General features: G+C 60.4%; 25 protein-coding genes. 22 read left to right on the top strand and 3 right to left on the bottom strand.

The window, feature by feature from the left end:
* Window positions 1-142 (bottom strand): glycosyltransferase (locus KW849_RS23090; RefSeq protein WP_218431413.1); only part of this gene is annotated, 142 nt, incomplete at its 3' end.
* Between the two features lie 304 nt (window positions 143-446).
* On the opposite strand from KW849_RS23090, the gene KW849_RS23085 reads away from it, so the two are divergent.
* Window positions 447-1,091 carry a YceH family protein gene (locus KW849_RS23085; protein WP_218431407.1) on the top strand — a complete coding sequence of 215 codons (645 nt, stop codon included), beginning with the start codon at window positions 447-449 and terminating at the stop codon, window positions 1,089-1,091.
* 161 nt (window positions 1,092-1,252) lie between these two features.
* On the opposite strand, the gene KW849_RS23080 is transcribed toward KW849_RS23085, so the two are convergent.
* Window positions 1,253-2,071 (bottom strand): shikimate 5-dehydrogenase, encoded by an 819-nt coding sequence (locus tag KW849_RS23080; protein WP_218431406.1) that lies wholly within the window; start codon window positions 2,069-2,071, stop codon window positions 1,253-1,255.
* Between the two features lie 247 nt (window positions 2,072-2,318).
* Between KW849_RS23080 and KW849_RS23075 the strand changes: the two genes are divergently transcribed.
* From KW849_RS23075 to KW849_RS23055, 5 genes are all read left to right on the top strand, one after another.
* Window positions 2,319-2,684 (top strand): hypothetical protein, encoded by a 366-nt coding sequence (locus KW849_RS23075; RefSeq protein WP_218431405.1) that lies wholly within the window; start codon window positions 2,319-2,321, stop codon window positions 2,682-2,684.
* Between the two features lie 234 nt (window positions 2,685-2,918).
* Window positions 2,919-3,113 (top strand): hypothetical protein, encoded by a 195-nt coding sequence (locus KW849_RS23070; RefSeq protein ID WP_218431404.1) that lies wholly within the window; start codon window positions 2,919-2,921, stop codon window positions 3,111-3,113.
* Between the two features lie 115 nt (window positions 3,114-3,228).
* Window positions 3,229-3,420 carry a hypothetical protein gene (locus tag KW849_RS23065; RefSeq protein ID WP_218431403.1) on the top strand — a complete coding sequence of 64 codons (192 nt, stop codon included), beginning with the start codon at window positions 3,229-3,231 and terminating at the stop codon, window positions 3,418-3,420.
* A 147-nt stretch (window positions 3,421-3,567) separates the two neighbouring features.
* On the top strand, window positions 3,568-4,893 hold the full coding sequence (gene yegQ / locus KW849_RS23060; protein WP_218431402.1) for a tRNA 5-hydroxyuridine modification protein YegQ: 1,326 nt from the start codon (window positions 3,568-3,570) through the stop codon (window positions 4,891-4,893).
* A gap of 431 nt (window positions 4,894-5,324) precedes the next feature.
* Window positions 5,325-6,890, top strand: a complete 1,566-nt coding sequence (locus KW849_RS23055) for a PAS domain-containing methyl-accepting chemotaxis protein (RefSeq protein ID WP_218431401.1) — start codon at window positions 5,325-5,327, stop codon at window positions 6,888-6,890.
* A gap of 99 nt (window positions 6,891-6,989) precedes the next feature.
* On the opposite strand, the gene KW849_RS23050 is transcribed toward KW849_RS23055, so the two are convergent.
* Window positions 6,990-7,664 (bottom strand): alpha/beta family hydrolase, encoded by a 675-nt coding sequence (locus KW849_RS23050; RefSeq protein ID WP_256357330.1) that lies wholly within the window; start codon window positions 7,662-7,664, stop codon window positions 6,990-6,992.
* 94 nt (window positions 7,665-7,758) lie between these two features.
* On the opposite strand from KW849_RS23050, the gene ccoN (KW849_RS23045) reads away from it, so the two are divergent.
* The 16 genes from ccoN (KW849_RS23045) to hemN all read left to right on the top strand — a co-directional run bounded on the left by ccoN (KW849_RS23045) (window position 7,759) and on the right by hemN (window position 22,709).
* Window positions 7,759-9,183: a cytochrome-c oxidase, cbb3-type subunit I gene (gene ccoN, locus KW849_RS23045; protein WP_218431400.1), complete on the top strand. Its 1,425-nt coding sequence runs from the start codon at window positions 7,759-7,761 to the stop codon at window positions 9,181-9,183.
* Window positions 9,184-9,193: 10 nt separating this feature from the next.
* Entirely contained in the window at window positions 9,194-9,802 is a 609-nt protein-coding gene (gene ccoO / locus KW849_RS23040) for a cytochrome-c oxidase, cbb3-type subunit II (protein ID WP_008020035.1), read from the top strand.
* 3 nt (window positions 9,803-9,805) lie between these two features.
* On the top strand, window positions 9,806-10,000 hold the full coding sequence (locus KW849_RS23035) for a cbb3-type cytochrome c oxidase subunit 3 (protein ID WP_218431399.1): 195 nt from the start codon (window positions 9,806-9,808) through the stop codon (window positions 9,998-10,000).
* A complete protein-coding gene (gene ccoP, locus KW849_RS23030; protein WP_218431398.1) occupies window positions 9,997-10,950 on the top strand; it encodes a cytochrome-c oxidase, cbb3-type subunit III in 954 nt (317 codons plus the stop codon). Before KW849_RS23035 ends, ccoP (KW849_RS23030) begins: the two co-directional genes overlap by 4 nt.
* A 482-nt stretch (window positions 10,951-11,432) precedes the next feature.
* Window positions 11,433-12,875 (top strand): cytochrome-c oxidase, cbb3-type subunit I, encoded by a 1,443-nt coding sequence (gene ccoN / locus KW849_RS23025; RefSeq protein ID WP_218431397.1) that lies wholly within the window; start codon window positions 11,433-11,435, stop codon window positions 12,873-12,875.
* Window positions 12,875-13,483 (top strand): cytochrome-c oxidase, cbb3-type subunit II, encoded by a 609-nt coding sequence (gene ccoO, locus KW849_RS23020; RefSeq protein WP_010456412.1) that lies wholly within the window; start codon window positions 12,875-12,877, stop codon window positions 13,481-13,483. Before ccoN (KW849_RS23025) ends, ccoO (KW849_RS23020) begins: the two co-directional genes overlap by 1 nt.
* A 5-nt stretch (window positions 13,484-13,488) precedes the next feature.
* Window positions 13,489-13,674 (top strand): CcoQ/FixQ family Cbb3-type cytochrome c oxidase assembly chaperone, encoded by a 186-nt coding sequence (locus tag KW849_RS23015; protein WP_003175465.1) that lies wholly within the window; start codon window positions 13,489-13,491, stop codon window positions 13,672-13,674.
* Window positions 13,671-14,648, top strand: a complete 978-nt coding sequence (ccoP, locus tag KW849_RS23010; protein WP_108219168.1) for a cytochrome-c oxidase, cbb3-type subunit III — start codon at window positions 13,671-13,673, stop codon at window positions 14,646-14,648. Before KW849_RS23015 ends, ccoP (KW849_RS23010) begins: the two co-directional genes overlap by 4 nt.
* A 178-nt stretch (window positions 14,649-14,826) precedes the next feature.
* Complete coding sequence (locus KW849_RS23005; protein WP_218431411.1) at window positions 14,827-15,081, top strand: type II toxin-antitoxin system Phd/YefM family antitoxin; 255 nt, start codon at window positions 14,827-14,829, stop codon at window positions 15,079-15,081.
* Complete coding sequence (locus KW849_RS23000) at window positions 15,081-15,491, top strand: type II toxin-antitoxin system VapC family toxin (protein WP_218431396.1); 411 nt, start codon at window positions 15,081-15,083, stop codon at window positions 15,489-15,491. The genes KW849_RS23005 and KW849_RS23000 overlap by 1 nt, the downstream gene beginning before the upstream one ends.
* Window positions 15,492-15,697: 206 nt before the next feature.
* The gene (gene ccoG, locus KW849_RS22995; RefSeq protein WP_218431395.1) at window positions 15,698-17,113 is read left to right on the top strand and encodes a cytochrome c oxidase accessory protein CcoG; all 1,416 of its coding nucleotides are present in this window, start codon (window positions 15,698-15,700) and stop codon (window positions 17,111-17,113) included.
* Window positions 17,114-17,124: 11 nt separating this feature from the next.
* On the top strand, window positions 17,125-17,664 hold the full coding sequence (locus KW849_RS22990) for a FixH family protein (protein ID WP_218431394.1): 540 nt from the start codon (window positions 17,125-17,127) through the stop codon (window positions 17,662-17,664).
* Window positions 17,665-17,773: 109 nt separating this feature from the next.
* Window positions 17,774-20,224, top strand: a complete 2,451-nt coding sequence (locus KW849_RS22985; protein ID WP_218431393.1) for a heavy metal translocating P-type ATPase — start codon at window positions 17,774-17,776, stop codon at window positions 20,222-20,224.
* A 22-nt stretch (window positions 20,225-20,246) separates the two neighbouring features.
* Window positions 20,247-20,465: a cbb3-type cytochrome oxidase assembly protein CcoS gene (gene ccoS / locus KW849_RS22980; RefSeq protein ID WP_056721958.1), complete on the top strand. Its 219-nt coding sequence runs from the start codon at window positions 20,247-20,249 to the stop codon at window positions 20,463-20,465.
* Window positions 20,458-21,141 carry a sulfite exporter TauE/SafE family protein gene (locus KW849_RS22975; protein WP_218431392.1) on the top strand — a complete coding sequence of 228 codons (684 nt, stop codon included), beginning with the start codon at window positions 20,458-20,460 and terminating at the stop codon, window positions 21,139-21,141. Before ccoS ends, KW849_RS22975 begins: the two co-directional genes overlap by 8 nt.
* Before the next feature lie 185 nt (window positions 21,142-21,326).
* The gene (gene hemN / locus KW849_RS22970; RefSeq protein WP_218431410.1) at window positions 21,327-22,709 is read left to right on the top strand and encodes an oxygen-independent coproporphyrinogen III oxidase; all 1,383 of its coding nucleotides are present in this window, start codon (window positions 21,327-21,329) and stop codon (window positions 22,707-22,709) included.
* Window positions 22,710-22,779 lie beyond the last annotated feature (70 nt).

The raw sequence follows: 22,779 nt of genomic DNA, 5'->3' as shown, positions 1-22,779 counted from the left end.
AATCGGTGCTGCCATCGTCGACGACGATGATTTCGTACGATTCAGCGGCCAATGCGACGCGGATTTCCTCAAGCAATGGCTTGAGGTTGTTCGCTTCGTTTTTGGCGGGAATCAGTACGGATACAAAAATGTCTTGGCTCATGGAGTCACTCTCGCCTTTATTGGATTTCTTTTATCAGAGGCGAATGAAGGTGTCGTACACCGGCCGACTCGATGCAGGGTTCAGCTATTTGGGGCGATGACGCCAACAATATCCCGCCCTGTGGACGCACTTGCGCGCGAACCCGCATACGGTGCCCGGCCAATTGTAAAAATGGCGTTAATAATTCATACACTTTTTGTCATCATTCACTTGATGACGCAACGAATTCGGTTGCCATTGGCGCCGGCCCATCTAAAGTGCATCCACGCGAGTGAAAACATGAATCGGGTAAGGACGCAGAACCATGAGCACTGAGCAAGAGACGACTTTAGACGAGCCGCGACTCGACAGTACGGAAATCCGCATTCTGGGCTCGTTGATCGAGAAACAGGCCACCAGCCCGGAAACCTATCCCCTGACCCTCAATGCCCTGGTGATTGCCTGCAACCAGAAAACCAGCCGCGAGCCGGTGATGAACCTCACACCAGGCCAGGTCGGCCATAGCCTGCGCGTCCTCGAAGGACGCGGTTTCGCCAGACTGGTGATGGGCAGCCGCGCCGACCGCTGGGAGCACCGGGTCGACAAGGCCCTGGAACTGGTGCCGGCGCAGGTAATCCTGACCGGGCTGATGTTCCTGCGCGGCCCGCAGACCGTCAATGAACTGCTGACCCGCAGCGGCCGCATGCATGAATTCGAAGATGCCGAACAGGTGGTGCATCAACTCGAACGCCTGATTGCCCGGGGCCTGGCCGTGCTGATTCCGCGTCAGGCCGGCCAGCGTGAAGACCGCTATACCCACGCTCTGGGTGATCCGGCAGATATCGAGGCGATCATGGCGGCACGGCAAAACCCGGCCGAACGTGGCAGCAGCGGGGTTTCGGTTGAAAGGATCGAAGAGCTGGAAGCGCGCATCGCCGCACTGGAAGAACGACTGGCCCGCCTCGAGTAAACGCAGCCCCCGCATTGATTGGTGTCTGGCACGAAACCAGCGATCACCTTCAACCCCTTGTAGGAGCTGGCTTGCCAGCGAAGGCGGCCTGTCAGGCAACATCGATGTTGAATGGGCCGCCCTCTTCGCTGGCAAACCAGCTCCTACAGAGGCTACATCGCCTAGCTGCGGGCAAACGCCACGGCCTTGTGGAATTGCTCGTCCGTCGGTCGTACGCCGGTATAGAGCACAAATTGCTCCAGCGCCTGGATCGCGATCACTTCCAGGCCGGTGATGACCCGCTTGCCTGCGGCACGAGCACGCACGATCAACGGTGTTTCCGATGGAATCGCCACCACATCGAAGACAGTTTCCGCTTTTTCGATCACGTCCGCCTCAAAGGCCAGTTGATCGGCCTCCGGCCCTCCCGTCATGCCAATAGGAGTGACGTTGACCAGCATCTGCGGGCGACGATGCCCCAGCTCGGCCTGCCACTCATACCCCAGCGACTGCGCCAGCGCTTGGCCGGCGCGCTCGTTGCGGGCCACGATCAGGCCGTTTTCATAGCCGCCATCGCGCAAGGCGCTCGCCACGGCCTTGGCCATGCCGCCGCTGCCGCGCAAGGCAAAGGTCGAGTCCTTGGGCACATGATGTTTTTCCAGCAACTGGGCCACGGCGATGTAGTCAGTGTTATAGGCCTTGAGATGACCGTCGGTGTTGACGATGGTATTGATCGATTGAATGGCGGCGGCCGAGGCGTCGAGCTCATCCACCAGGGCAATGCAGGCTTCCTTGAACGGCATCGACACGCCACAGCCCCGAATCCGCAGGGCGCGAATACCGGCAACGGCGCCCGGCAGGTCCTGACTGGCAAAGGCCTTGTAGTAAAAATTCAGGCCCAGCTGTTCATACAGATGATTATGAAAACGCAGACCAAAGTTCCCGGGGCGCCCTGAAAGGGACATGCACAGCTGGGTGTCTTTGTTGGGGTTCATCTGCATGGGAAAGCTCCTTCAAATGCACTTTTCGGATGGACGGGGATTAGCCCTCCATCGGGTTCTGATCGATCATATAAACTTGATTACACAGGCTTAAACAGTCCGGTAAGAAAGTCGGTACAGACCTTACACAAAATTTACTCAACGGCCGTGCTGTTTTTCAGAAATACGCTGTCTTAGAAGTATCCCCGCGACAATCCTTGAGTCTATTGCAGACACAAGCGCCGGGCTGAAGAACCGAGGAACTATCATGATCCGTAAAGTCCCCACAGTTGCCTTACTGATCGGCGCCCTCGCTATCGCAGGACAGGCGCAAGCCCATGGTGGAGGCAATTACTGGCAAGGCCCGGCGGTGTTTGGCGCGATCGTCGGTACTGCCATTGTCGGCTCGGCCCTGATCAACGCTAACCGTCCGGTCTATGTCGCACCGCAACCGGTCTACTACCAGCCCGCGCCAGTTTATTACGCACCACCGCCTCCGGTTTACTACCAACCGGCCCCGGTCTACGTGCAACAACCGATCTACTACCGCCCGACCCCGATGTACTACGGACCACCCCGTGGTTACTACGGCCCGCCTCGCGGCGGCTACGGCCATCACTACGGCCGCTGGTAACGGACTCATCAAGCCCCGCTGAAACAGCGGGGCTTTTTTATCCCTTTTGTCGGTGCAGGTCTGGATAAATCTCGCCAAGGTCGCTATCGGGACAATGCCCGTGGTGGAAACGGGCAAGATGGACTCGACCCGTTTTCTGCCTTGCGGCAAAAAACGGTCATATTTTTGTCATGACAGTTCCGCAAGCTCGGTGCTGTCCGTCGATAACAGGTTGATAACAACAAGGACGACCACATGCCAACGCAAAACCCGCACCGCATCGTCGGTCTGTGCACCTCCAGCAAGGTCTACAACGCACTGACCGAACTCAAGCACCTGGAAGGCCATCGCAGCGCCAAGTTTCTCTCGCTGCTGACACAAAGCCTGGTGCGCAAGGGCCTGCTCAACGAGCAGGAAGTGGTTCATATGCTCGATCAGGTGGTCAACTGACCGACCGACGGTCGTTTGCCCCCGCTGGCATCAATGACCACTATCGAAAGCGTTGATTACCCCTCGAGGCACCCGGACCTTAAAGTAACTCCACAGATTGATGGAGGTACTTTTCATGTCCAAAGTTCAGATCATGTCCGTTATCGGCAGCGCGGTTCCCCCACAGCTCAGAGAGCTGGGCATGCTCGCCTGCTGGTATCTGGTGCAGGACGGCGTGCAGATCAGCGGCCCGCTCACTTCGCTGCCTGCCGCCCGGGAGCTGTCGCAACGCATCGGCACCGGCCAGTCCGGCAGATTCAGCGCCTGAGGCAGCTGGATGAAAAAGCTGACGATGATGTTTAGTCCGCCACGGCTCGCGCGAATGCCAACGGTTGGTTGATCAGGCATAGATCCAGGTCAATAAACCCTCGGCACAGGACATTTACCCTGTGCGGCTTTTGCGACCGACACCGCCATGAACCTCTGCGCACCAGAACTGCTCGCCCCCGCCGGTACCCTGAAAAACATGCGTTACGCCTTCGCCTACGGCGCCGATGCCGTGTACGCCGGCCAGCCGCGCTACAGCCTGCGGGTGCGCAACAACGAATTCGATCACGCCAACCTGGCTCTGGGCATTCGCGAGGCACAGGCTCAGGGCAAGCGTTTTTACGTGGTGGTGAACATCGCACCGCACAACGCCAAGCTCAAGACCTTCCTCAAAGACCTTGAACCAGTGATCGCCATGGCCCCGGATGCACTGATCATGTCCGACCCCGGCCTGATCATGCTGGTGCGCCGGCACTACCCGCAGATGCCGATCCACCTTTCGGTGCAGGCCAATACGGTGAACTGGGCGAGTGTCGAGTTCTGGCAGCAGCAAGGCCTGAGCCGGATCATCCTGTCCCGGGAGCTGTCGCTGGAAGAAATCGCCGAGATCCGCGAGCAAGTGCCTGCCATGGAACTGGAAGTGTTCGTGCACGGCGCGTTGTGCATGGCCTATTCCGGGCGCTGCCTGCTGTCGGGCTACATGAACAGGCGCGACGCCAATCAGGGCAGTTGCACCAATGCCTGTCGCTGGAAATATTCAGCGCAACCGGCCACCGAAAACCAGCTCGGAGAGATCGTCCAGACATTCGATCCCGAACCGACCCTGGGCATCGGCGCACCTACCGACCAGGTGTTCCTGCTGCAGGAAGCCAATCGTCCCGGCGAACAGATGCCCGCCTTCGAAGACGAGCACGGCACTTACATCATGAACGCCAAGGACCTGCGCGCCGTGCAGCACGTCGAACGCCTGACGCACATGGGCGTGCACTCGCTGAAAATCGAAGGCCGGACCAAATCCCATTTTTATTGCGCGCGCACTACCCAGGTTTATCGCCGGGCCATCGATGACGCGGTGGCGGACCGGGCCTTCGACCGCGACCTGATGACCGACCTGGAATCCCTCGCCCAGCGCGGCTACACCGAAGGTTTTCTACGCCGGCATGTGCATGACGAGTACCAGAACTACCAGAACGGCAGCTCGGTGTCGGAGCGCCAGCAGTTTGTCGGTGAACTGACTGGCCAGCGCCGGGATCGACTGGCCGAGATCAAGGTGAAGAACCGCTTCGGCCTGGGCGATCACATGGAACTGATGACGCCCAAGGGCAACTTCCACTTCGATCTGCATCAGTTGCAAAACGCCAAGGGTCAAGCGATCGAGGTTGCACCGGGCGATGGGCATACGGTGTATTTGCCAATACCGGATGCGGTGGATCTGGAGTTTGGGCTGTTGATGCGGGATGTGGGGGCGGCCTGAACTTCAAATCCGCACAAAACACCTGTACAAGCGAGCCTGCTCGCGAAAACAGTGTGACAGACGACATTGAAAGCGGAACGACGTCCCTACGATTGCAACTTTCTTACGCATTGCTACTCGCCTCATTCATCCCCAGCCCTTTTCCAAAAGCTGAAAAACAATCAAATTCCATTAATGTAAATGCGGGAAACCCGGCGACACCCTGGATGTCATGCATCACTTTCTGCCTGACCAAAAATAACGTCACACGCAAAATAGCCGCGAATCGTACGCACCCGCTCATTAAGGGAAACCTGAAAAGTTCAACCGCCGGGCAGGTCAATCCTTTCAACACAGGGCGAAATTGAGACACACGTCAGACGCTTAAAAAACATTCAATAAATCCGCGACGCAGCCGACAACTCTTGAAAGCCTTGCGGATTGAAAAAGCCATGCGTAACAACCAGCCAATTACACAGCGCGAGCGGACCTTCCCGGCTCAGCAACGGTTGATTTCCACCACCGATGCCAAGGGCATGATCACCTACTGCAACGACGCTTTCGTCGAAATCAGCGGGTTTTCCCGGGAGGAGCTGATCCGTGCACCGCACAACCTGGTCCGTCACCCCGACGTCCCGGCCGCGGTGTTCGCGCACATGTGGGGCACACTCAAACAAGGCTTGCCATGGATGGGCATTGTCAAGAATCGCTGCAAGAGCGGTGATCATTACTGGGTGAACGCCTATGTGACACCGATCTTCGAAGGCAATCAGGTAATCGGTTACGAGTCGGTGCGGATCAAGCCCACTGCCGAACAGATCCGCCGCGCCGAAGCGCTCTACCAACGCATCAACCAGGGCAAGTCGGCCGTTCCCTCCTCGGATAAATGGTTGCCGATCCTGCAGGACTGGCTGCCGTTCATTCTGGTCAGCCAATTGAGCTTCATGATCGGTGCATCGCTGAACTCCCATTGGGGGTTTGCCCTGGCAGCAGGGCTCTCGGTGCCGCTGGGCCTGATGGGCCTTCAGTGGCAGCAGCGTGGTCTCAAGCGCTTGCTGCGCCTGGCCGAGCAGACCACCTCCGATCCGTTGATCGCACAGATGTACACCGACAGTCGTGGCGCCCAGGCGCGCCTGGAAATGTCCATCCTCAGCCAGGAGGCACGCCTGAAAACCTGCCTGACCCGCCTGCAGGACACGGCCGAACACCTGACCGATCAGGCCAGGCAGTCCGATGCCTTGGCACACAACAGTTCCAGCGGCCTGGAACGCCAGCGCGTCGAGACCGAGCAAGTGGCCACCGCGGTCAACCAGATGGCCGCTACCACCCAGGAAGTCGCCAGCCACGTACAACGCACCGCCGACGCCACCCAGGAAGCCAATCGCCTGACCGGTCGTGGTCGTGACATCGCCGGGGAGACCCGCGAAGCCATCCAGCGCCTGTCGGTGGTGGTCGGTGAAACCGGCGTGACCGTGACCCAACTGGCCAAGGACAGCAACGAAATCGGTGGCGTGGTCGATGTGATCAAAGGCATCGCCGACCAGACCAACCTGCTGGCCCTGAACGCCGCCATCGAAGCGGCCCGTGCCGGCGAGATGGGTCGTGGTTTTGCGGTGGTGGCCGACGAAGTCCGGCAGCTGGCGCAACGCACCAGCGAATCCACCGGGCAGATTCATGCGCTGATCGCCAAGCTCCAGCAAACCGCCAGTACTGCCGTGCAGACCATGGAAGCCGGGCATCGTCAGGCGGAAGAAGGCGTGGCGCGGGTACTGGAAGCGGACCAGGCACTGGTCGGGATCAGCGAAGCGGTGGCCAACATCACCGACATGACCACCCAGATCGCCGCTGCGACCGAAGAGCAAAGCGCCGTGGCCGAAGAAATCAGCCGCAACATCAGCAACATTTCGGACCTGGCGGACCAGACCTCGGAACAAGCGCAGAACTCGGCGTTGCTCAGTGAAGAGCTGACCAAGACGGCCAATACCCAGTATTCGTTGGTGGAGCGGTTTAACCGGTAACCTCAAAATCAAAAGATCGCAGCCTGCGCCAGCTCCTACTTTTGTCTGTATTACACCCTGTAGGAGCTGGCGCAGGCTGCGATCTTTTGATCTTGCATCTCACAAAAATGCTGCGACCTTCTGCGCCGCAGCCGCCAAATGCTGCTCATGGGTAAACCCCGAAGCCTTCAATGGCTTCAAGTCATGATCCCCCGCCACCAGCCAGAACACCTCGATACTCGGCGATAGCGCATACCCCTCGACCGCCTCGCGATTGCCCAGTGCATCGCGCTCGCCCTGCACGATCAAGGTCCGAGTCTTCAGCCCGGCCAGATGTTCGACCCGTGGTTTCTCCGGCTTGCCCACCGCATAAAACGGATAGCCCAGGCACACCAGCGCATCCGCCCCCAATTCATCCGCCAGCAGGCTGGCCATGCGACCGCCCATGGACTTGCCGCCAATGACCAGCGGCCCAGTGACATGGCGTCGCACCTGGGCATACACCTCGCGCCAGCATTCCAGCAGTTTCGGCGCCGGGTTCGGCGGGCGTTTGCCGCCGTCGAGGCGCCGCTGCGCCATGTAGGGAAACTCGAAGCGCAACACGTTGACGCCTTGAGCTTTGAGGCGTGCAGCCATGTCGCTCATCCAGTCGCTGTCCATCGGTGCGCCGGCGCCGTGGGCGAGAATAAGCGTCGCCGACGCCTTGCCTGTCGCGGCATTCCACAACCATCCATGATCCCGCACGCACTGCGCCCATTGATCCCCGTCAATACCGGCCTTGTGCCCTTTGTCCATGCTTGCCTCGCTTTCAGTCTGCCTATAACTCCGGCCGAAGGGTGCACTGCCTTGCGCTGCGCGCTCACTTCGGCTGAACCGTGGATGGGGAACCATGAACACTTCTATCAGTACCGCCTACAACTACAAGGTGGTCCGCCAATTCGCCATTATGACGGTGGTGTGGGGCATCGTCGGCATGGGGCTCGGGGTTTTTCTCGCTGCCCAGTTGGTCTGGCCCGAACTCAACTTCAATTTGCCGTGGACCAGCTTCGGCCGCTTGCGCCCGCTGCACACCAATGCGGTGATCTTCGCGTTCGGGGGCTGCGCGCTGTTCGCCAGTTCGTTGTACTCGGTGCAACGCACCTGCCAGACCCGGCTGTTTGCACCGAAAATCGCCGCCTTCTGCTTCTGGGGCTGGCAGCTTGTGATTCTGCTCGCGGCCATCAGCCTGCCGCTGGGCTACACCAGTTCCAAGGAATACGCGGAACTGGAATGGCCGATCGACATACTGATCACCATCGTCTGGGTCGCCTACGCCATCGTGTTCTTCGGCACGATCATGCAGCGCAAGACCAAACACATTTATGTCGGTAACTGGTTCTTCGGCGGGTTCATCATCACCGTGGCGATCCTGCACATCGTCAACAACATGGAATTGCCGGTCAGCTTCACCAAGTCCTACTCGCTGTACTCCGGCGCCACCGATGCGATGGTGCAATGGTGGTACGGGCACAACGCCGTGGGCTTTTTCCTCACTGCCGGTTTCCTCGGGATGATGTACTACTTCGTGCCGAAACAGGCCGAGCGCCCGGTGTATTCCTATCGCCTGTCGATCGTGCACTTCTGGGCGCTGATCACCCTGTACATCTGGGCAGGTCCGCACCACTTGCACTACACCGCGCTACCGGACTGGGCGCAGTCGCTGGGCATGGTGATGTCGCTGATCCTGCTGGCACCGAGCTGGGGCGGGATGATCAACGGCATGATGACCCTGTCGGGCGCCTGGCATAAGTTGCGCAGCGACCCGATCCTGCGCTTCCTCGTGGTGTCGCTGGCGTTCTACGGCATGTCGACCTTCGAAGGGCCGATGATGGCGATCAAGACCGTCAACGCCCTCTCCCACTACACCGACTGGACCATCGGCCACGTACACGCCGGCGCCCTGGGCTGGGTGGCGATGATCTCCATCGGCGCGCTGTACCACATGATCCCGAAAGTCTTCGGCCGCGAGCAGATGCACAGCATCGGCCTGATCAACGCGCATTTCTGGCTCGCCACCATCGGCACCGTGCTCTACATCGCCTCGATGTGGGTCAACGGCATCGCCCAGGGCCTGATGTGGCGCGCGGTGAACGAGGACGGCACGCTGACTTACTCCTTCGTCGAAACCCTGGTGGCCAGCCACCCTGGCTTCGTCGTGCGGCTGGTGGGTGGCGCGATCTTCCTCAGCGGCATGCTGCTGATGGCCTACAACACCTGGCGCACCGTGCGGGCCTCGCAGCCTGCCGAAGTCGCCGCTGCCGCGCAGATGGCCTGAGGAGTCCGCCATGAAACACGAAACTATCGAGAAAAACGTCGGCCTGTTGCTGCTGCTGATGATCCTGGCCGTGAGCATCGGCGGCCTGACCCAAATCGTCCCGCTGTTCTTTCAGGACGTGACCAACAAACCGGTGGAAGGCATGAAGCCCTATACCGCGCTGCAACTGGAAGGTCGCGACATCTACATCCGCGAAGGCTGCGTCGGCTGTCACTCGCAGATGATCCGTCCGTTCCGCGCCGAGACCGAACGCTACGGCCACTATTCGGTGGCTGGCGAAAGCGTCTGGGATCACCCGTTCCTCTGGGGTTCGAAACGCACCGGGCCAGACCTGGCGCGGGTCGGCGCGCGTTACTCGGATGACTGGCACCGCGCGCACTTGTACAACCCGCGCAACGTCGTGCCGGAGTCGAAGATGCCCGCCTACCCGTGGTTGGTGGCCAACCAGCTCGACAGCAGTCATACCGAAACCAAGATCAAGGCCATGCGTACCCTGGGCGTGCCTTACACCGACGAGGACATCACCGGCGCCGTCGCTTCGCTCAAGGGCAAGAGCGAGATGGATGCGCTGGTCGCCTACCTGCAAGTGCTCGGCACTGCGATCAAGAGCAAGAGGTGAGCAATGTTTGAATTGAGCACTGGAATGATCCGTGGCCTGGGCACCGTCGTGGTGTTCGTGGCCTTCGTCGGCCTGACGCTATGGGTGTTCAACGGCAAGCGCGGCCCGGAATTCGCCGAAGCACGCCTGCTGCCGTTCGCCGACGAGCCACAACCCGACATTACTGACGAACCTGTCACAAGGAGTACCCGCCCATGACCACCTTCTGGAGTACGTGGATCTGCGTACTGACCATCGGCAGCCTGATCGGCCTGACCTGGCTGCTGATCGGTACCCGCAAGGGGGAAACCAAGGGCAGTGTCGACCAGACCATGGGCCACAGCTTCGACGGCATCGAGGAATACGACAACCCATTGCCGCAATGGTGGTTCATGCTGTTCGCCGGCACGCTGGTGTTTGCCATCGGCTATCTGATCCTTTATCCAGGCCTGGGCAACTGGAAAGGCGTTCTCCCCGGCTACGAAAACGGCTGGACCGGGGTGCACGAATGGGAAAAGGAAATGGCCAAGGCCGACACGAAGTTCGGGCCGATCTTCGCCAAATTCGCGGCGATGCCTGTGGAAGAAGTGGCCAAGGATCCGCAAGCGCTGAAAATGGGCGGCCGCCTGTTTGCCTCCAACTGCTCGGTGTGCCACGGCTCGGATGCCAAGGGTGCGTTCGGCTTCCCCAACCTGACCGACAGCGACTGGCGCTGGGGCGGCAATGCAGAAACCATCAAGACCACCATCACGGGTGGCCGGATGGCGATGATGCCGGCCTGGGGTGAAGTCCTGGGGGAAGACGGCGTGAAGAACGTCGCCGCGTATGTGCGCCATGGCCTGGCCAAGCTGCCATTGCCTGCCGACAGCAAAGCCGATCTGCAGGCCGGACAGCAAGCGTTCAGCACCACCTGCGTGGCTTGCCATGGGGCAAACGGCCAGGGCACTGAAGCCATGGGCGCACCGAACCTGACGCACCCGGCAGGCTTCATCTACGGGACGAGCCTGACGCAACTTGAACAGACGATTCGGCATGGCCGCCAAGGCCATATGCCGGCACAGGCCGAACTGCTCGGCAACGACAAAGTGCAATTGCTGGCCGCGTATGTGTACAGCCTGTCCCACGGCTTGAATACCGAGCGCTTACAGGCTGAAGACAACCGCAAATAAATCCCGACCGCTCTGCTGCCGCATTCTCGCGGATGCGGCAGTTCCCTGCCCCTTTGCGACGCATTGTCGCACCCTCTTTGACTCTTCCTTTCGGATCCCTGGATTCGGGTCTAAGCTTCCCCCGATGCGGACTGGCCGGTGCCGGTTCCAGGTCGACCCTGAACGATGTGTTCGACGAATCTGCCCGATGACAGGCCGCAAAGGCTGGTAGATACCGGCTGTCGCACCAATTGCCTTCGGTCAGCCAAACGTTGCGTTTGAACACACCCCGTTACATCCGACCTGACCCCCTCGCCTGATCAGTCCGCCGGGACGTTTTGCCCGCGGGCAATTTTGTCCTTACGCGGCGCATGGAAAGGCCGCAGAATCAGCTTTTGAACGCATTGACCCAGGTCATGGCGCGTTGCAATGACCCCTTGCTTTCTCCATACTTGCGGCCGATTTTTAATCCTAATAAAACACCCAAACCGTGGAACCTTAGAATGAGCACAGCAATCAGTCCGACTGCTTATAACTATAAGGTAGTCCGCCAGTTCGCCATCATGACGGTGGTCTGGGGGATCCTTGGCATGGGGCTCGGCGTATTCATCGCCTCGCAACTGGTCTGGCCGGAGTTGAACTTCGGTCTGCCATGGACGAGCTTTGGACGCCTGCGCCCGTTGCACACCAACCTGGTGATTTTCGCCTTCGGTGGATGTGCACTGTTTGCCACTTCTTATTACGTCGTGCAGCGAACCTGCCAAACGCGACTGATTTCCGACAGCCTCGCCGCCTTCACCTTCTGGGGATGGCAAGCGGTGATCGTCGGCGCGATCGTGACCTTGCCGCTGGGTTACACCACCACCAAGGAATACGCGGAACTGGAATGGCCCCTGGCTATTCTGCTGGCCATCGTCTGGGTTACTTACGGTCTGGTGTTCTTCGGCACCATCACCAAGCGCAAGACCAAGCACATCTATGTCGGTAACTGGTTCTACGGTGCCTTCATCGTCGTGACGGCGATGCTGCATATCGTCAACCACATGTCGCTGCCGGTCAGCCTGTTCAAGTCGTACTCGGCCTACTCGGGCGCGACGGACGCGATGATCCAGTGGTGGTACGGCCATAACGCCGTGGGCTTCTTCCTGACCACCGGCTTCCTGGGCATGATGTACTACTTCGTGCCGAAACAGGCCGAGCGTCCGATCTACTCCTATCGCCTGTCGATCGTGCACTTCTGGGCGCTGATCACCCTGTACATCTGGGCAGGTCCGCACCACTTGCACTACACCGCACTGCCGGACTGGGCTCAGTCCCTGGGCATGGCGATGTCGATCATCCTGCTCGCGCCGAGCTGGGGCGGCATGATCAACGGCATGATGACCCTGTCGGGCGCCTGGCATAAGCTGCGCACCGACCCGATCCTGCGCTTCCTGGTCGTCTCCCTGGCGTTCTACGGCATGTCGACCTTCGAAGGCCCGATGATGGCCATCAAGACCGTCAACTCGCTGTCGCACTACACCGACTGGACCATCGGCCACGTACACGCAGGCGCCTTGGGCTGGGTGGCGATGATCTCGATCGGCGCCATCTACCACATGATCCCGAAACTGTTCGGTCGTGCGCAGATGCACAGCACTGCCCTGATCAACACCCACTTCTGGCTCGCGACCATCGGTACCGTGCTGTACATCGCCTCGATGTGGGTCAACGGCATCACCCAGGGCCTGATGTGGCGTGCAATCAACGACGACGGCACCCTCACCTACTCGTTCGTCGAAGCGCTGCAAGCCAGCCACCCGGGCTTTATCGTTCGCGCCCTGGGCGGTGCGTTCTTCGCCACCGGCATGCTGTTCATGGCCTACAACGTATGGCGCACCGTACGCGCCTCGAACCCGGCTGAAGCCGAAGCCGCCGCCAAGATTGCCGTAGTTGGAGCTCACTGATGAAGCATGAAGCAGTCGAGAAGAATATTGGCCTGCTGGCCTTCTTCATGGTCATTGCCGTCAGCGTCGGCGGCCTGACCCAGATCGTTCCGCTGTTTTTCCAGGATGTCACCAACAAGCCGGTCGAGGGCATGAAGCCCCGCACCGCCCTGGAACTGGAAGGCCGGGACATTTATATCGCCAACGGTTGTGTCGGCTGCCACTCGCAGATGATCCGTCCGTTCCGTGCTGAAACCGAACGCTACGGCCATTACTCGGTCGCCGGTGAAAGCGTCTGGGACCACCCGTTCCTGTGGGGTTCCAAGCGTACCGGTCCGGACCTGGCCCGTGTCGGCGGTCGTTACTCCGATGACTGGCAGCGTGCGCACTTGTACAACCCGCGCAACGTCGTGCCTGAGTCGAAAATGCCGGCCTACCCGTTCCTCGTGGAAAACAAGCTCGACGGCAAAGATACCGCCAAAAAAATGGAGGTCTTGCGCACGCTCGGCGTCCCTTACACCGACGAAGACATCGCCGGTGCCAAGGATGCCGTGAAGGGCAAAACCGAAATGGACGCGCTGGTGGCCTATCTGCAAGGCCTGGGCACCATCATCAAAAGCAAACGGTGAATTGGATGGATATCGGGATGATTCGTGGCCTGGGCACCGTTGTCGTGATGGTGGCCTTCATCGGACTGGCACTGTGGGTGTTCAGTCCCAAGCGCAAGTCGGAGTTTGAAGACGCGACCTTGCTGCCTTTCGCGGATGATCCCGAAGCCATCAAGCACGTCGAGCAAGCTTCTAGGAGTAACAAAGAATGACTACATTCTGGAGTCTGTACGTCACAGTCCTCAGTCTCGGTACTATCTTTTCCCTGACCTGGCTGCTGCTGTCGACCCGCAAGGGCCAGCGCACCGAGCAGACAGACGAGACAGTCGGGCACTCTTTCGACGGGATCGCGGAGTACGACAACCCGCTGCCGAAATGGTGGTTCATGCTGTTCGTGGGCACCATCATCTTCGCACTGGGCTACCTGGCGCTGTATCCGGGCCTGGGTAACTGGAAAGGCCTGCTGCCGGGTTACGGCTACCTCGACAACGAGAAGCAGACCCCGTTCGCCAACGGCCAGACCGGCTGGACCGGCGTTCACGAGTGGGAAAAGGAAATGGCCAGGTCGGACGCCAGGTTCGGTCCGATTTTCGCCAAGTTCGCTGCCATGCCAATCGAGGAAGTGGCCAAGGACCCGCAAGCGCTGAAGATGGGTGGCCGCCTGTTCGCCTCCAACTGCTCGGTTTGCCATGGTTCCGACGCCAAGGGCGCCTATGGTTTCCCTAACCTGACCGACGCCGACTGGCGCTGGGGCGGCGAGCCGCAAACCATCAAGACCACCATCATGGGCGGCCGTCATGCCGTGATGCCTGCGTGGGCTGAAGTGATCGGCGAGCAAGGCGTGGCCGACGTGGCCGCGTTTGTCCTGACCAACCTCGATGGCCGCAAGCTGCCGGAAGGCACCAAGGCCGACCCGGTTGCCGGGCAGAAACTGTTCGCCACCAACTGCGTGGCGTGCCACGGTCCGGAAGGCAAAGGCACACCAGCGATGGGCGCGCCTGACCTGACTCACCCGGCCGCGTTCATCTACGGTTCGAGCTTCGCTCAACTGCAGCAGACCATCCGTTACGGCCGTCAGGGCCAGATGCCTGCGCAAGAGGCGATGCAGGGTAACGACAAGGTTCACCTGCTGGCCGCTTACGTCTACAGCCTGTCTCATGGCGAGAAGGCAGCGGACGCCCAGTAAGGCAAACGCTTGAAGCAACAAAAATCGGCCCTGCCAATGTGAATTGGCGGGGCCGTTTTGTTTAAAACAGTCTATTGGGATTCGACCGATGGTAATGCCCAACACCTTCTGCGAGGTTGTCGGATGCCGCACATAGTAGTAACGTTTCTACAAAGCTATTTCAGGAGGGCCAACCATGATGGCCATCACCACGATTTCCAGCCGCGAATTCAACCAAGACACAAGCGGTGCCAAAAAAGCCACACGCCAGGGGCCTGTTTTCATCACTGACCGGGGCAAACCGGCCCATGTGCTGCTAAGCATTGAGGACTACCAAAAACTGACTGGCACTAACGTCGACATCGCCGAACTGCTGGTCATGCCAGAAGCAGCCGATATCGAATTCGAAACCGAGCGTGCCGTGATCAAACATCGCCCTGTGGATCTGTCCTGATGTTTCTACTCGACACCAACGTAATTTCTGAACTACGCAAACCCCAGGCTGACGCGAACGTCGTTGCGTGGGCCAAAAGTGTCATCGCTCCACGCATGTTCATTTCGGCTATTACCTTGAAGGAACTGGAGACAGGCGTTCTACGAATGGAGCGTCGGGATCCCGTCCAAGGGAAAGTCTTGCGCACTTGGTTGAAGCATCACGTCATGCCAGCCTTCGACGCCCGAATCCTTCCGGTCGATGCCGCCGTAGCGATTCGCTGCGCCAGTCTGCATGTCCCCGACAGAGCCAATGAAAGCGATGCCTTGATTGCGGCCACGGCGCTGGTTCATGGTTTGACGGTGGTCACACGCAATGTCGCAGACTTTCAGTCCAGCGGCGTACAACTGATCAACCCATGGGCCGAATGACCGTCGACCTGCGCAAAGCAGTCCATAATTTCCAAGTCAATTGATTCAAGTCATTACACCATCAAATGATTTTGCCAAACGTGACCAAAGGTCGCACCCGCAGGCTAGAGCGACAGGCGTATCATTGAGCCACTGCAACACCCCCTTTTTGACCGCGGTCGGCACGTACTGACCGAGGCACTTTTCCACTGCCGTGGGATGCAATGATGAGCAACCAGATTCCGGTACACGACGTCACTCCACCTGCCAAGAACGCGAACAACAGCGTCGACCTCTACGCCTCTCGAGAAAAGATTTACACCCGCGCCTTCACCGGCCTGTTCCGCAATCTGCGGATGACCGGCGGCGCCCTGTTGTTCCTGCTGTACTTCGGCACGGTGTGGCTGGACTGGGGCGGTCATCAGGCCGTGTGGTGGAACCTGCCGGAGCGCAAATTCTTCATTTTCGGCGCCACTTTCTGGCCCCAGGATTTCATTCTGCTGTCCGGCATGTTGATCATCGCCGCGTTCGGCCTGTTCTTCATCACCGTGTACGCCGGACGGGTCTGGTGCGGTTATACCTGCCCGCAAAGCGTCTGGACCTGGATCTTCATGTGGTGCGAAAAAGTCACCGAAGGTGACCGCAACCAGCGCATCAAGCTCGACAAGGCGCCGATAAGCACCAACAAGTTCCTGCGCAAACTCAGCAAGCACACCCTGTGGCTGTTGATCGGTTTCGTCACCGGCATGACCTTCGTCGGTTACTTCTCGCCGATCCGCGAACTGGTGTTCGACTTCTTCACCGGCCAGGCGGATGGCTGGTCGTACTTCTGGGTCGGTTTTTTCACCCTCGCCACTTACGGCAATGCCGGCTGGTTGCGCGAACAGGTGTGCATCTACATGTGCCCGTACGCACGCTTCCAGAGCGTGATGTTCGACAAGGACACCCTGATCGTTTCCTACGATCCGCGCCGTGGCGAAAGCCGTGGCCCGCGTAAAAAAGGCATCGACTACAAGGCTCAGGGCCTGGGTGACTGCATCGACTGCACCATGTGCGTCCAGGTCTGTCCGACCGGTATCGACATCCGTGACGGCCTGCAAATCGAATGCATCGGTTGCGCCGCCTGCATCGATGCCTGCGACGCCATCATGGACAAGATGGAATACCCGCGCGGGCTGATCAGCTACACCACCGAGCACAACCTGTCCGGGCAGAAAACCCATAAACTGCGCCCGCGCCTGATCGGCTATGCCGTGGTGCTGCTGGCGATGATCAGCTTGCTGGCGACGGCATTCTTCATGCGTGCGCTGGTGGGTTTCGATGTCAGCAAGGACCGCGTGCTGTACCGCGAGAACGCCGAAGGCCGGATCGAAAACGTCTACAGCCTGAAAATCATGAACAAGGACCAGCGCGACCATACCTACGTGCTCGAAGCCTCTGGCCTGCCGGATCTCAAATTGCAGGGCCGGCGCGAGATCAAGGTCGCGGCCGGCGAGATCGTCAGCCAGCCTGCCGAGCTGTCCGTTGCGCCGGAAAAACTGCCGTCGAGCACCAATGAGGTGAAATTCATCCTCAAGGACGCTGATGACGACAGCGTTCACATTGAAGCCAAGAGCCGGTTCATCGGCCCACAAATTCGTTGAGAGAACTGAACATGCCCGCAGCAACTGCCGCAAGCCCCTGGTACAAGCACCTTTGGCCGTGGATCATCATCGGGATCCTGGCCTGCTCGGTGGCCTTGACCTTGTCCATGGTGACCATCGCGGTGAACAACCCGGACAATCTGGTCAACGACAACTACTACGAGGCTGGCAAAGGCATCAACCGCTCCCTCGACCGTGAGCTGCTGGCCCAGACCCTGAAAATGCGCGCCAGCGTTCATCTCGATGGCGTGACCGGCGAGGTTGACCTGCGCCTGAGCGGCGAGAGCCAGCCCAAGACCCTGGAGCTGAACCTGATCTCGCCGACCCAGCCGGAAAAGGATCGCAAGATCACCCTGGCCCGCAGCGAAACCGAACAGGGCCGCTACATCGGCCAGTTGAGCGACAAGATCGAAGGCCGGCGTTTTATCGAGTTGCTCGGCACCCAGGACGACCACATCTGGCGCATGTTCGAAGAGGAACTGGTCAGCCATGACAAGGATCTGCTGCTGGGCGACGAGCCGCTGCAAGGTGCCGAAGACCTGAAGAAATAATGTTTGCGCTTCGCGCTTCGCTGGCAAGCCAGCTCCTACAGGATCACACGAATCTGCGTAGGAGCTGGCTTGCCAGCGAAGAGGCCCATCCAGACACCATAGATTGCCCATGACCACCCCAACCCCCTGCTACCACTGCGCCCTGCCCGTCCCGACCGGCAACCGCTTCATCGCCGTCGTACTCGGGGAATCCCGCGAATTCTGCTGTCCGGGTTGCCAGGCCGTGGCCGAGGCCATTGTCGCCGGCGGTCTGGAAAGCTATTACCAGCACCGCAGCGAAGCCTCGGCCAACCCCGAGGCGCTGCCGGTGCAACTGGTGGACGAACTGGCACTGTACGACCGCGCCGATGTGCAGCAACCCTTTGTTCGCCACGAAGGCGAAGTGGCGCAAATCACACTGTTAATGGAAGGCATCAGCTGCGCGGCCTGCGGCTGGCTGATCGAAAAACACCTGCGCACCTTGCCGGCCGTGGCCGAAGCGCGCCTTAACCTGTCCAACCACCGCCTGCACGTACGCTGGGCCGACGCGCAATTACCCCTGAGCCAAATGCTCAGCGAACTGCGCCAGATCGGTTACGCTGCACACCCGTATCAGGCCGACCGCGCCTGCGAACAACTGGCCAGCGAAAACCGCCTGGCCCTGCGCCAGCTCGGCGTGGCCGGGCTGCTGTGGTTCCAGGCGATGATGGCAACCATGGCTACCTGGCCTGAATTCAACATCGACCTCAGCCCTGAAATGCACACCATCCTGCGCTGGGTCGCCCTGTTCCTTACCACCCCGATCGTGTTCTACAGCTGCGCGCCGTTCTTCAAAGGTGCCATGCGCGACCTGCGCACCCGCCACCTGACCATGGACGTTTCAGTGTCGCTGGCCATCGGCAGTGCCTACATCGCCGGGATCTGGACCTCGATCACCGGGGTTGGCGAACTGTATTTCGATGCCGTCGGCATGTTTGCCCTGTTCCTGCTGGCCGGGCGTTATCTGGAGCGGCGCGCCCGCGAACGCACGGCTGCCGCCACTGCGCAGCTGGTGAATCTGCTGCCCGCCTCGTGCCTGCGATTGACGCCCGACGGCCAGAGCGAACGCATTCTGCTCAGTGAACTGCGTGTCGGCGATCAAGTGCTGGTTCATCCGGGCGCCATTCTTCCGGCTGACGGCAAGATCCTCGATGGTCAGTCGAGTGTCGACGAGTCGTTGTTGACCGGCGAATACCTGCCGCAACCACGCAGCCTCGGCGATGCGGTCACTGCCGGCACCCTGAACGTCGAAGGCGCGCTGACCGTCGAGGTCCAGGCCCTGGGCCAGGACACTCGCCTCTCGGCCATCGTTCGCCTGCTCGATCGTGCCCAGGCCGAAAAGCCGCGACTGGCGGAAGTCGCCGACCGCGCCGCGCAATGGTTCCTGCTGTTGTCGCTGATCGCCGCCGCCGCGATTGGCCTGCTGTGGTGGGAGCTGGACGCCTCGCGGGCCTTCTGGATTGTGCTGGCAATGCTCGTGGCAACCTGCCCGTGCGCCTTGTCGCTGGCGACGCCGACCGCCCTCACAGCCGCCACTGGCACATTGCACAAACTTGGCCTGCTGTTGACGCGCGGCCATGTGCTGGAAGGCCTGAACCAGATCGACACGGTGATTTTCGACAAGACCGGCACCCTCACCGAAGGTCGCCTGGCGCTACGCTCGATCCGCCCCCTCGGCGCGCTCGACAGCGATCAATGCCTGAGCCTCGCCGCCGCCCTGGAAAATCGCTCCGAACACCCGATCGCCCGTGCGTTCGGACGCGCGCCGATGGCTGCCGAAGAAGTCCACAGCACACCGGGCCTCGGCCTTGAGGGGCTGGTTGAAGGGCGACGCCTGCGCATCGGCCAACCTCGCTTCGTCTGCGAACTCAGCGGCGCCGTGGTGCCGTCGATGCCCGAAGAGGCTGGCCAATGGCTGCTGCTCGGTGACAGCCAGGGGCCGCTGGCCTGGCTCGTCCTCGATGATCGCTTGCGTGCCGACGCGCCTGCGCTGCTGGCCGCGTGCAAGGCGCGTGGCTGGCGCACGCTGTTGTTGTCCGGCGACAGCTCGCCGATGGTCGCCAGTGTGGCGGCGGAACTGGGCATCGATGAAGCCCGCGGCGGCTTGCGTCCGGACGACAAACTGCAGGTCCTGCAACAGTTGCACAAGGAGGGTCGCAAGGTATTGATGCTGGGTGACGGGGTCAATGACGTGCCGGTGTTGGCGGCGGCGGATATCAGCGTCGCCATGGGCTCGGCCACTGACCTGGCGAAAACCAGTGCCGATGCCGTGTTGTTGTCCAACCGCCTCGATGCGCTGGTGCAAGCCTTCGGCCTGGCGCGGCGCACCCGCCGGGTCATTATCGAGAACCTGCTGTGGGCGGGGCTGTACAATGGCCTCATGTTGCCCTTCGCCGCCCTCGGCTGGATCACTCCGGTCTGGGCGGCGGTGGGCATGTCGATCAGTTCGTTGACCGTGGTGTTGAACGCCCTGCGCCTGACTCGCATGCCGAGCGCACCTGCCGCTGGCACCACGCCAGAAACCCGCCCGCTGCCGGCCTGAGCCGCGCGGGCATGGAGTCCAGATGCCAGCTCTATACGTGATGATTCCCGCCGCGCTGCTGATCGTGGCCATCGCCGTCTATATCTTCTTCTGGGCGGTCGACAGCGGTCAGTACGACGACCTCGACGGCCCGGCCCACAGCATCCTGTTCGACGACCAGGACCCGAACCACACCGCCGCCGTCGATGAGGCCAGCGGCCAACCGGCCAAAACGGACGACAAGGCCCCACCCCATGCTTGAGTTGGCGCCCCTGCTGGTGTCTGCGGTGATCCTCGGCCTGCTCGGTGGCGGCCATTGCCTGGGCATGTGCGGCGGCTTGATGGGCGCGCTGACCCTGGCGATTCCCAAGGAACAACGCAACCGCCGCTTTCGTTTGCTGCTGGCCTACAACCTGGGCCGGATTCTGAGCTATGCCTGCGCCGGACTGCTGATCGGCCTGGCCGGATGGGCCGTGGCCAGCAGCCCGGCAGCGATGTTCCTGCGTATCCTCGCCGGATTGTTGCTGATTGCCATGGGCCTGTACCTGGCCGGCTGGTGGAGCGGCCTGACCCGTATCGAAAGTCTCGGTCGGGGCTTGTGGCGGCATATCCAGCCAGTCGCCAACCGGTTGCTGCCGGTGTCGAGCGTTCCGCGCGCGCTGCTATTGGGTGCGCTCTGGGGCTGGCTGCCGTGCGGCCTGGTCTACAGCACCTTGCTGTGGTCGGCCAGTCAGGGCAACGCGCTGGACAGCGCATTGTTGATGCTCGCGTTCGGCCTCGGCACCTGGCCGGTGCTGTTGGCGACTGGCCTTGCCGCCGAACGCATCACCGCATTGTTGCGCAAGCGCAGCGTGCGGATGGCGGGCGGACTGCTGGTGATGCTGTTCGGCATCTGGACCTTGCCGGGGCCGCATCAGCATTGGCTGATGGGGCATTAAAAAAAGCAAAGATCAAAAGATCGCAGCCTTCGGCAGCTCCTACATGGATTGGCGTACACCTGTAGGAGCTGCCGAAGGCTGCGATCTTTTGATCTTGACACCCTTTGATGCAAATCAAGATGCCTTTGCGCACTTCTCCCTAGACTCGCAAACACTGCCAGCCTATCCGGGGGAATGCCCGCATGATGCTCGACGCCATTCGTTGGGACACCGATCTGATCCGCCGTTATGACCTGGCGGGACCACGCTATACCTCGTACCCGACCGCCGTGCAGTTCAACAGCCAGGTCGGCACTTTCGACCTGTTCCATGCCCTGCGCGACAGCCGCAAGGCTCAACGCCCGTTGTCGCTGTATGTGCACGTGCCGTTCTGCGCGAACATTTGCTATTACTGCGCCTGCAACAAAGTCATCACCAAGGATCGCGGCCGGGCGCAGCCGTATTTGCAGCGCCTGGAACAGGAAATCCAGTTGATCGCCTGCCACCTCGACCCCACGCAGAAAGTCGAGCAACTGCATTTCGGCGGCGGCACGCCGACCTTTCTCAGCCACGACGAACTGCGCCAGTTGATGGCGCATTTGCGCAAACACTTCAATTTGCTGGACAACGACTCCGGCGACTACGGCATCGAGATCGACCCGCGCGAGGCCGACTGGTCGACCATGGGCCTGCTGCGCGAACTGGGTTTCAATCGGGTCAGCATCGGCCTGCAAGACCTCGACCCGGCAGTGCAACGTGCAGTCAATCGCCTGCAAAGCCTGGAAGAAACCCGCGCGGTGATCGATGCCGCCCGCACCTTGCAGTTTCGCTCGATCAACATCGACCTGATCTACGGCCTGCCGAAACAGACGCCGGAGAACTTCGCCCGCACCGTCGAAGAGGTCATCCACCTGCAACCGGACCGTTTATCGGTATTCAACTACGCCCACCTGCCGGAACGCTTCATGCCGCAGCGGCGCATCAACAGCAATGAACTGCCGACACCCGCGCAGAAACTGGAAATGCTGCATCGCACCATCGAGCAACTGATCACGGCCGGCTACCGCTACATCGGCATGGACCACTTTGCTCTGCCCGATGATGAGCTGGCGATTGCCCAGGAAGAATCGACCCTGCAACGCAATTTCCAGGGCTACACCACCCACGGTCATTGCGACTTGATCGGCCTCGGCGTGTCGGCAATCAGCCAGATCGGCGACCTGTACTGCCAGAACAGCAGCGACCTGAACGAGTATCAGAACATCCTTGCCACGTCGCAACTGGCCACCAGCCGAGGCCTGCAGTGCAACGCGGACGACCGTTTACGGCGCGCAGTCATCCAGCAATTGATCTGCACCTTCAGCCTGGAGTTTTCCGACATCGAGCAGGCCTTCAACATCGACTTCCAGGGCTATTTCGGCGATCTCTGGCCCCAACTGCAAGACATGGCCAAAGACGGGCTGATCGAACTCGATCGCGACAGGATCACCATCCTGCCCGCCGGGCGACTATTGGTGCGCTCGGTGTGCATGGTGTTCGACGCGTACCTGGAACAACACAGTCGCCAGCGCTTCTCACGGGTAATCTAATTCTGCAAGCAAGCGCCCCAGACTGGCCTCGATATCCTATGGTGAGTTACCCTTACGTCTTATGTGTGAA

This window comes from Pseudomonas sp. PDM26 (assembly GCF_019219185.1).
GTDB lineage: Bacteria > Pseudomonadota > Gammaproteobacteria > Pseudomonadales > Pseudomonadaceae > Aquipseudomonas.
The sequence above is the reverse complement of the archived record's forward strand: the minus strand, read 5'-3'. Positions and strand labels throughout refer to the sequence as shown.

Excerpts from the sequence above, each read along its gene's own strand:
- yegQ (WP_218431402.1), top strand. The coding sequence starts at position 3,568 with ATGAACCTCTGCGCACCAGAACTGCTCGCCCCCGCCGGTACCCTGAAA.
- KW849_RS23075 (WP_218431405.1), top strand. The coding sequence starts at position 2,319 with ATGATCCGTAAAGTCCCCACAGTTGCCTTACTGATCGGCGCCCTCGCT.
- KW849_RS23080 (WP_218431406.1), bottom strand. The coding sequence starts at position 2,071 with ATGCAGATGAACCCCAACAAAGACACCCAGCTGTGCATGTCCCTTTCA.
- ccoN (WP_218431400.1), top strand. The coding sequence starts at position 7,759 with ATGAACACTTCTATCAGTACCGCCTACAACTACAAGGTGGTCCGCCAA.
- ccoP (WP_218431398.1), top strand. The coding sequence starts at position 9,997 with ATGACCACCTTCTGGAGTACGTGGATCTGCGTACTGACCATCGGCAGC.
- KW849_RS22985 (WP_218431393.1), top strand. The coding sequence starts at position 17,774 with ATGACCACCCCAACCCCCTGCTACCACTGCGCCCTGCCCGTCCCGACC.
- KW849_RS23005 (WP_218431411.1), top strand. The coding sequence starts at position 14,827 with ATGGCCATCACCACGATTTCCAGCCGCGAATTCAACCAAGACACAAGC.
- ccoP (WP_108219168.1), top strand. The coding sequence starts at position 13,671 with ATGACTACATTCTGGAGTCTGTACGTCACAGTCCTCAGTCTCGGTACT.
- KW849_RS23055 (WP_218431401.1), top strand. The coding sequence starts at position 5,325 with ATGCGTAACAACCAGCCAATTACACAGCGCGAGCGGACCTTCCCGGCT.
- hemN (WP_218431410.1), top strand. The coding sequence starts at position 21,327 with ATGCTCGACGCCATTCGTTGGGACACCGATCTGATCCGCCGTTATGAC.
- KW849_RS23085 (WP_218431407.1), top strand. The coding sequence starts at position 447 with ATGAGCACTGAGCAAGAGACGACTTTAGACGAGCCGCGACTCGACAGT.
- KW849_RS23070 (WP_218431404.1), top strand. The coding sequence starts at position 2,919 with ATGCCAACGCAAAACCCGCACCGCATCGTCGGTCTGTGCACCTCCAGC.
- KW849_RS23050 (WP_256357330.1), bottom strand. The coding sequence starts at position 7,664 with ATGGACAAAGGGCACAAGGCCGGTATTGACGGGGATCAATGGGCGCAG.
- ccoG (WP_218431395.1), top strand. The coding sequence starts at position 15,698 with ATGAGCAACCAGATTCCGGTACACGACGTCACTCCACCTGCCAAGAAC.
- ccoO (WP_010456412.1), top strand. The coding sequence starts at position 12,875 with ATGAAGCATGAAGCAGTCGAGAAGAATATTGGCCTGCTGGCCTTCTTC.
- KW849_RS23000 (WP_218431396.1), top strand. The coding sequence starts at position 15,081 with ATGTTTCTACTCGACACCAACGTAATTTCTGAACTACGCAAACCCCAG.
- KW849_RS22990 (WP_218431394.1), top strand. The coding sequence starts at position 17,125 with ATGCCCGCAGCAACTGCCGCAAGCCCCTGGTACAAGCACCTTTGGCCG.
- ccoS (WP_056721958.1), top strand. The coding sequence starts at position 20,247 with ATGCCAGCTCTATACGTGATGATTCCCGCCGCGCTGCTGATCGTGGCC.
- KW849_RS23035 (WP_218431399.1), top strand. The coding sequence starts at position 9,806 with ATGTTTGAATTGAGCACTGGAATGATCCGTGGCCTGGGCACCGTCGTG.
- ccoN (WP_218431397.1), top strand. The coding sequence starts at position 11,433 with ATGAGCACAGCAATCAGTCCGACTGCTTATAACTATAAGGTAGTCCGC.
- KW849_RS23015 (WP_003175465.1), top strand. The coding sequence starts at position 13,489 with ATGGATATCGGGATGATTCGTGGCCTGGGCACCGTTGTCGTGATGGTG.
- ccoO (WP_008020035.1), top strand. The coding sequence starts at position 9,194 with ATGAAACACGAAACTATCGAGAAAAACGTCGGCCTGTTGCTGCTGCTG.
- KW849_RS23065 (WP_218431403.1), top strand. The coding sequence starts at position 3,229 with ATGTCCAAAGTTCAGATCATGTCCGTTATCGGCAGCGCGGTTCCCCCA.
- KW849_RS22975 (WP_218431392.1), top strand. The coding sequence starts at position 20,458 with ATGCTTGAGTTGGCGCCCCTGCTGGTGTCTGCGGTGATCCTCGGCCTG.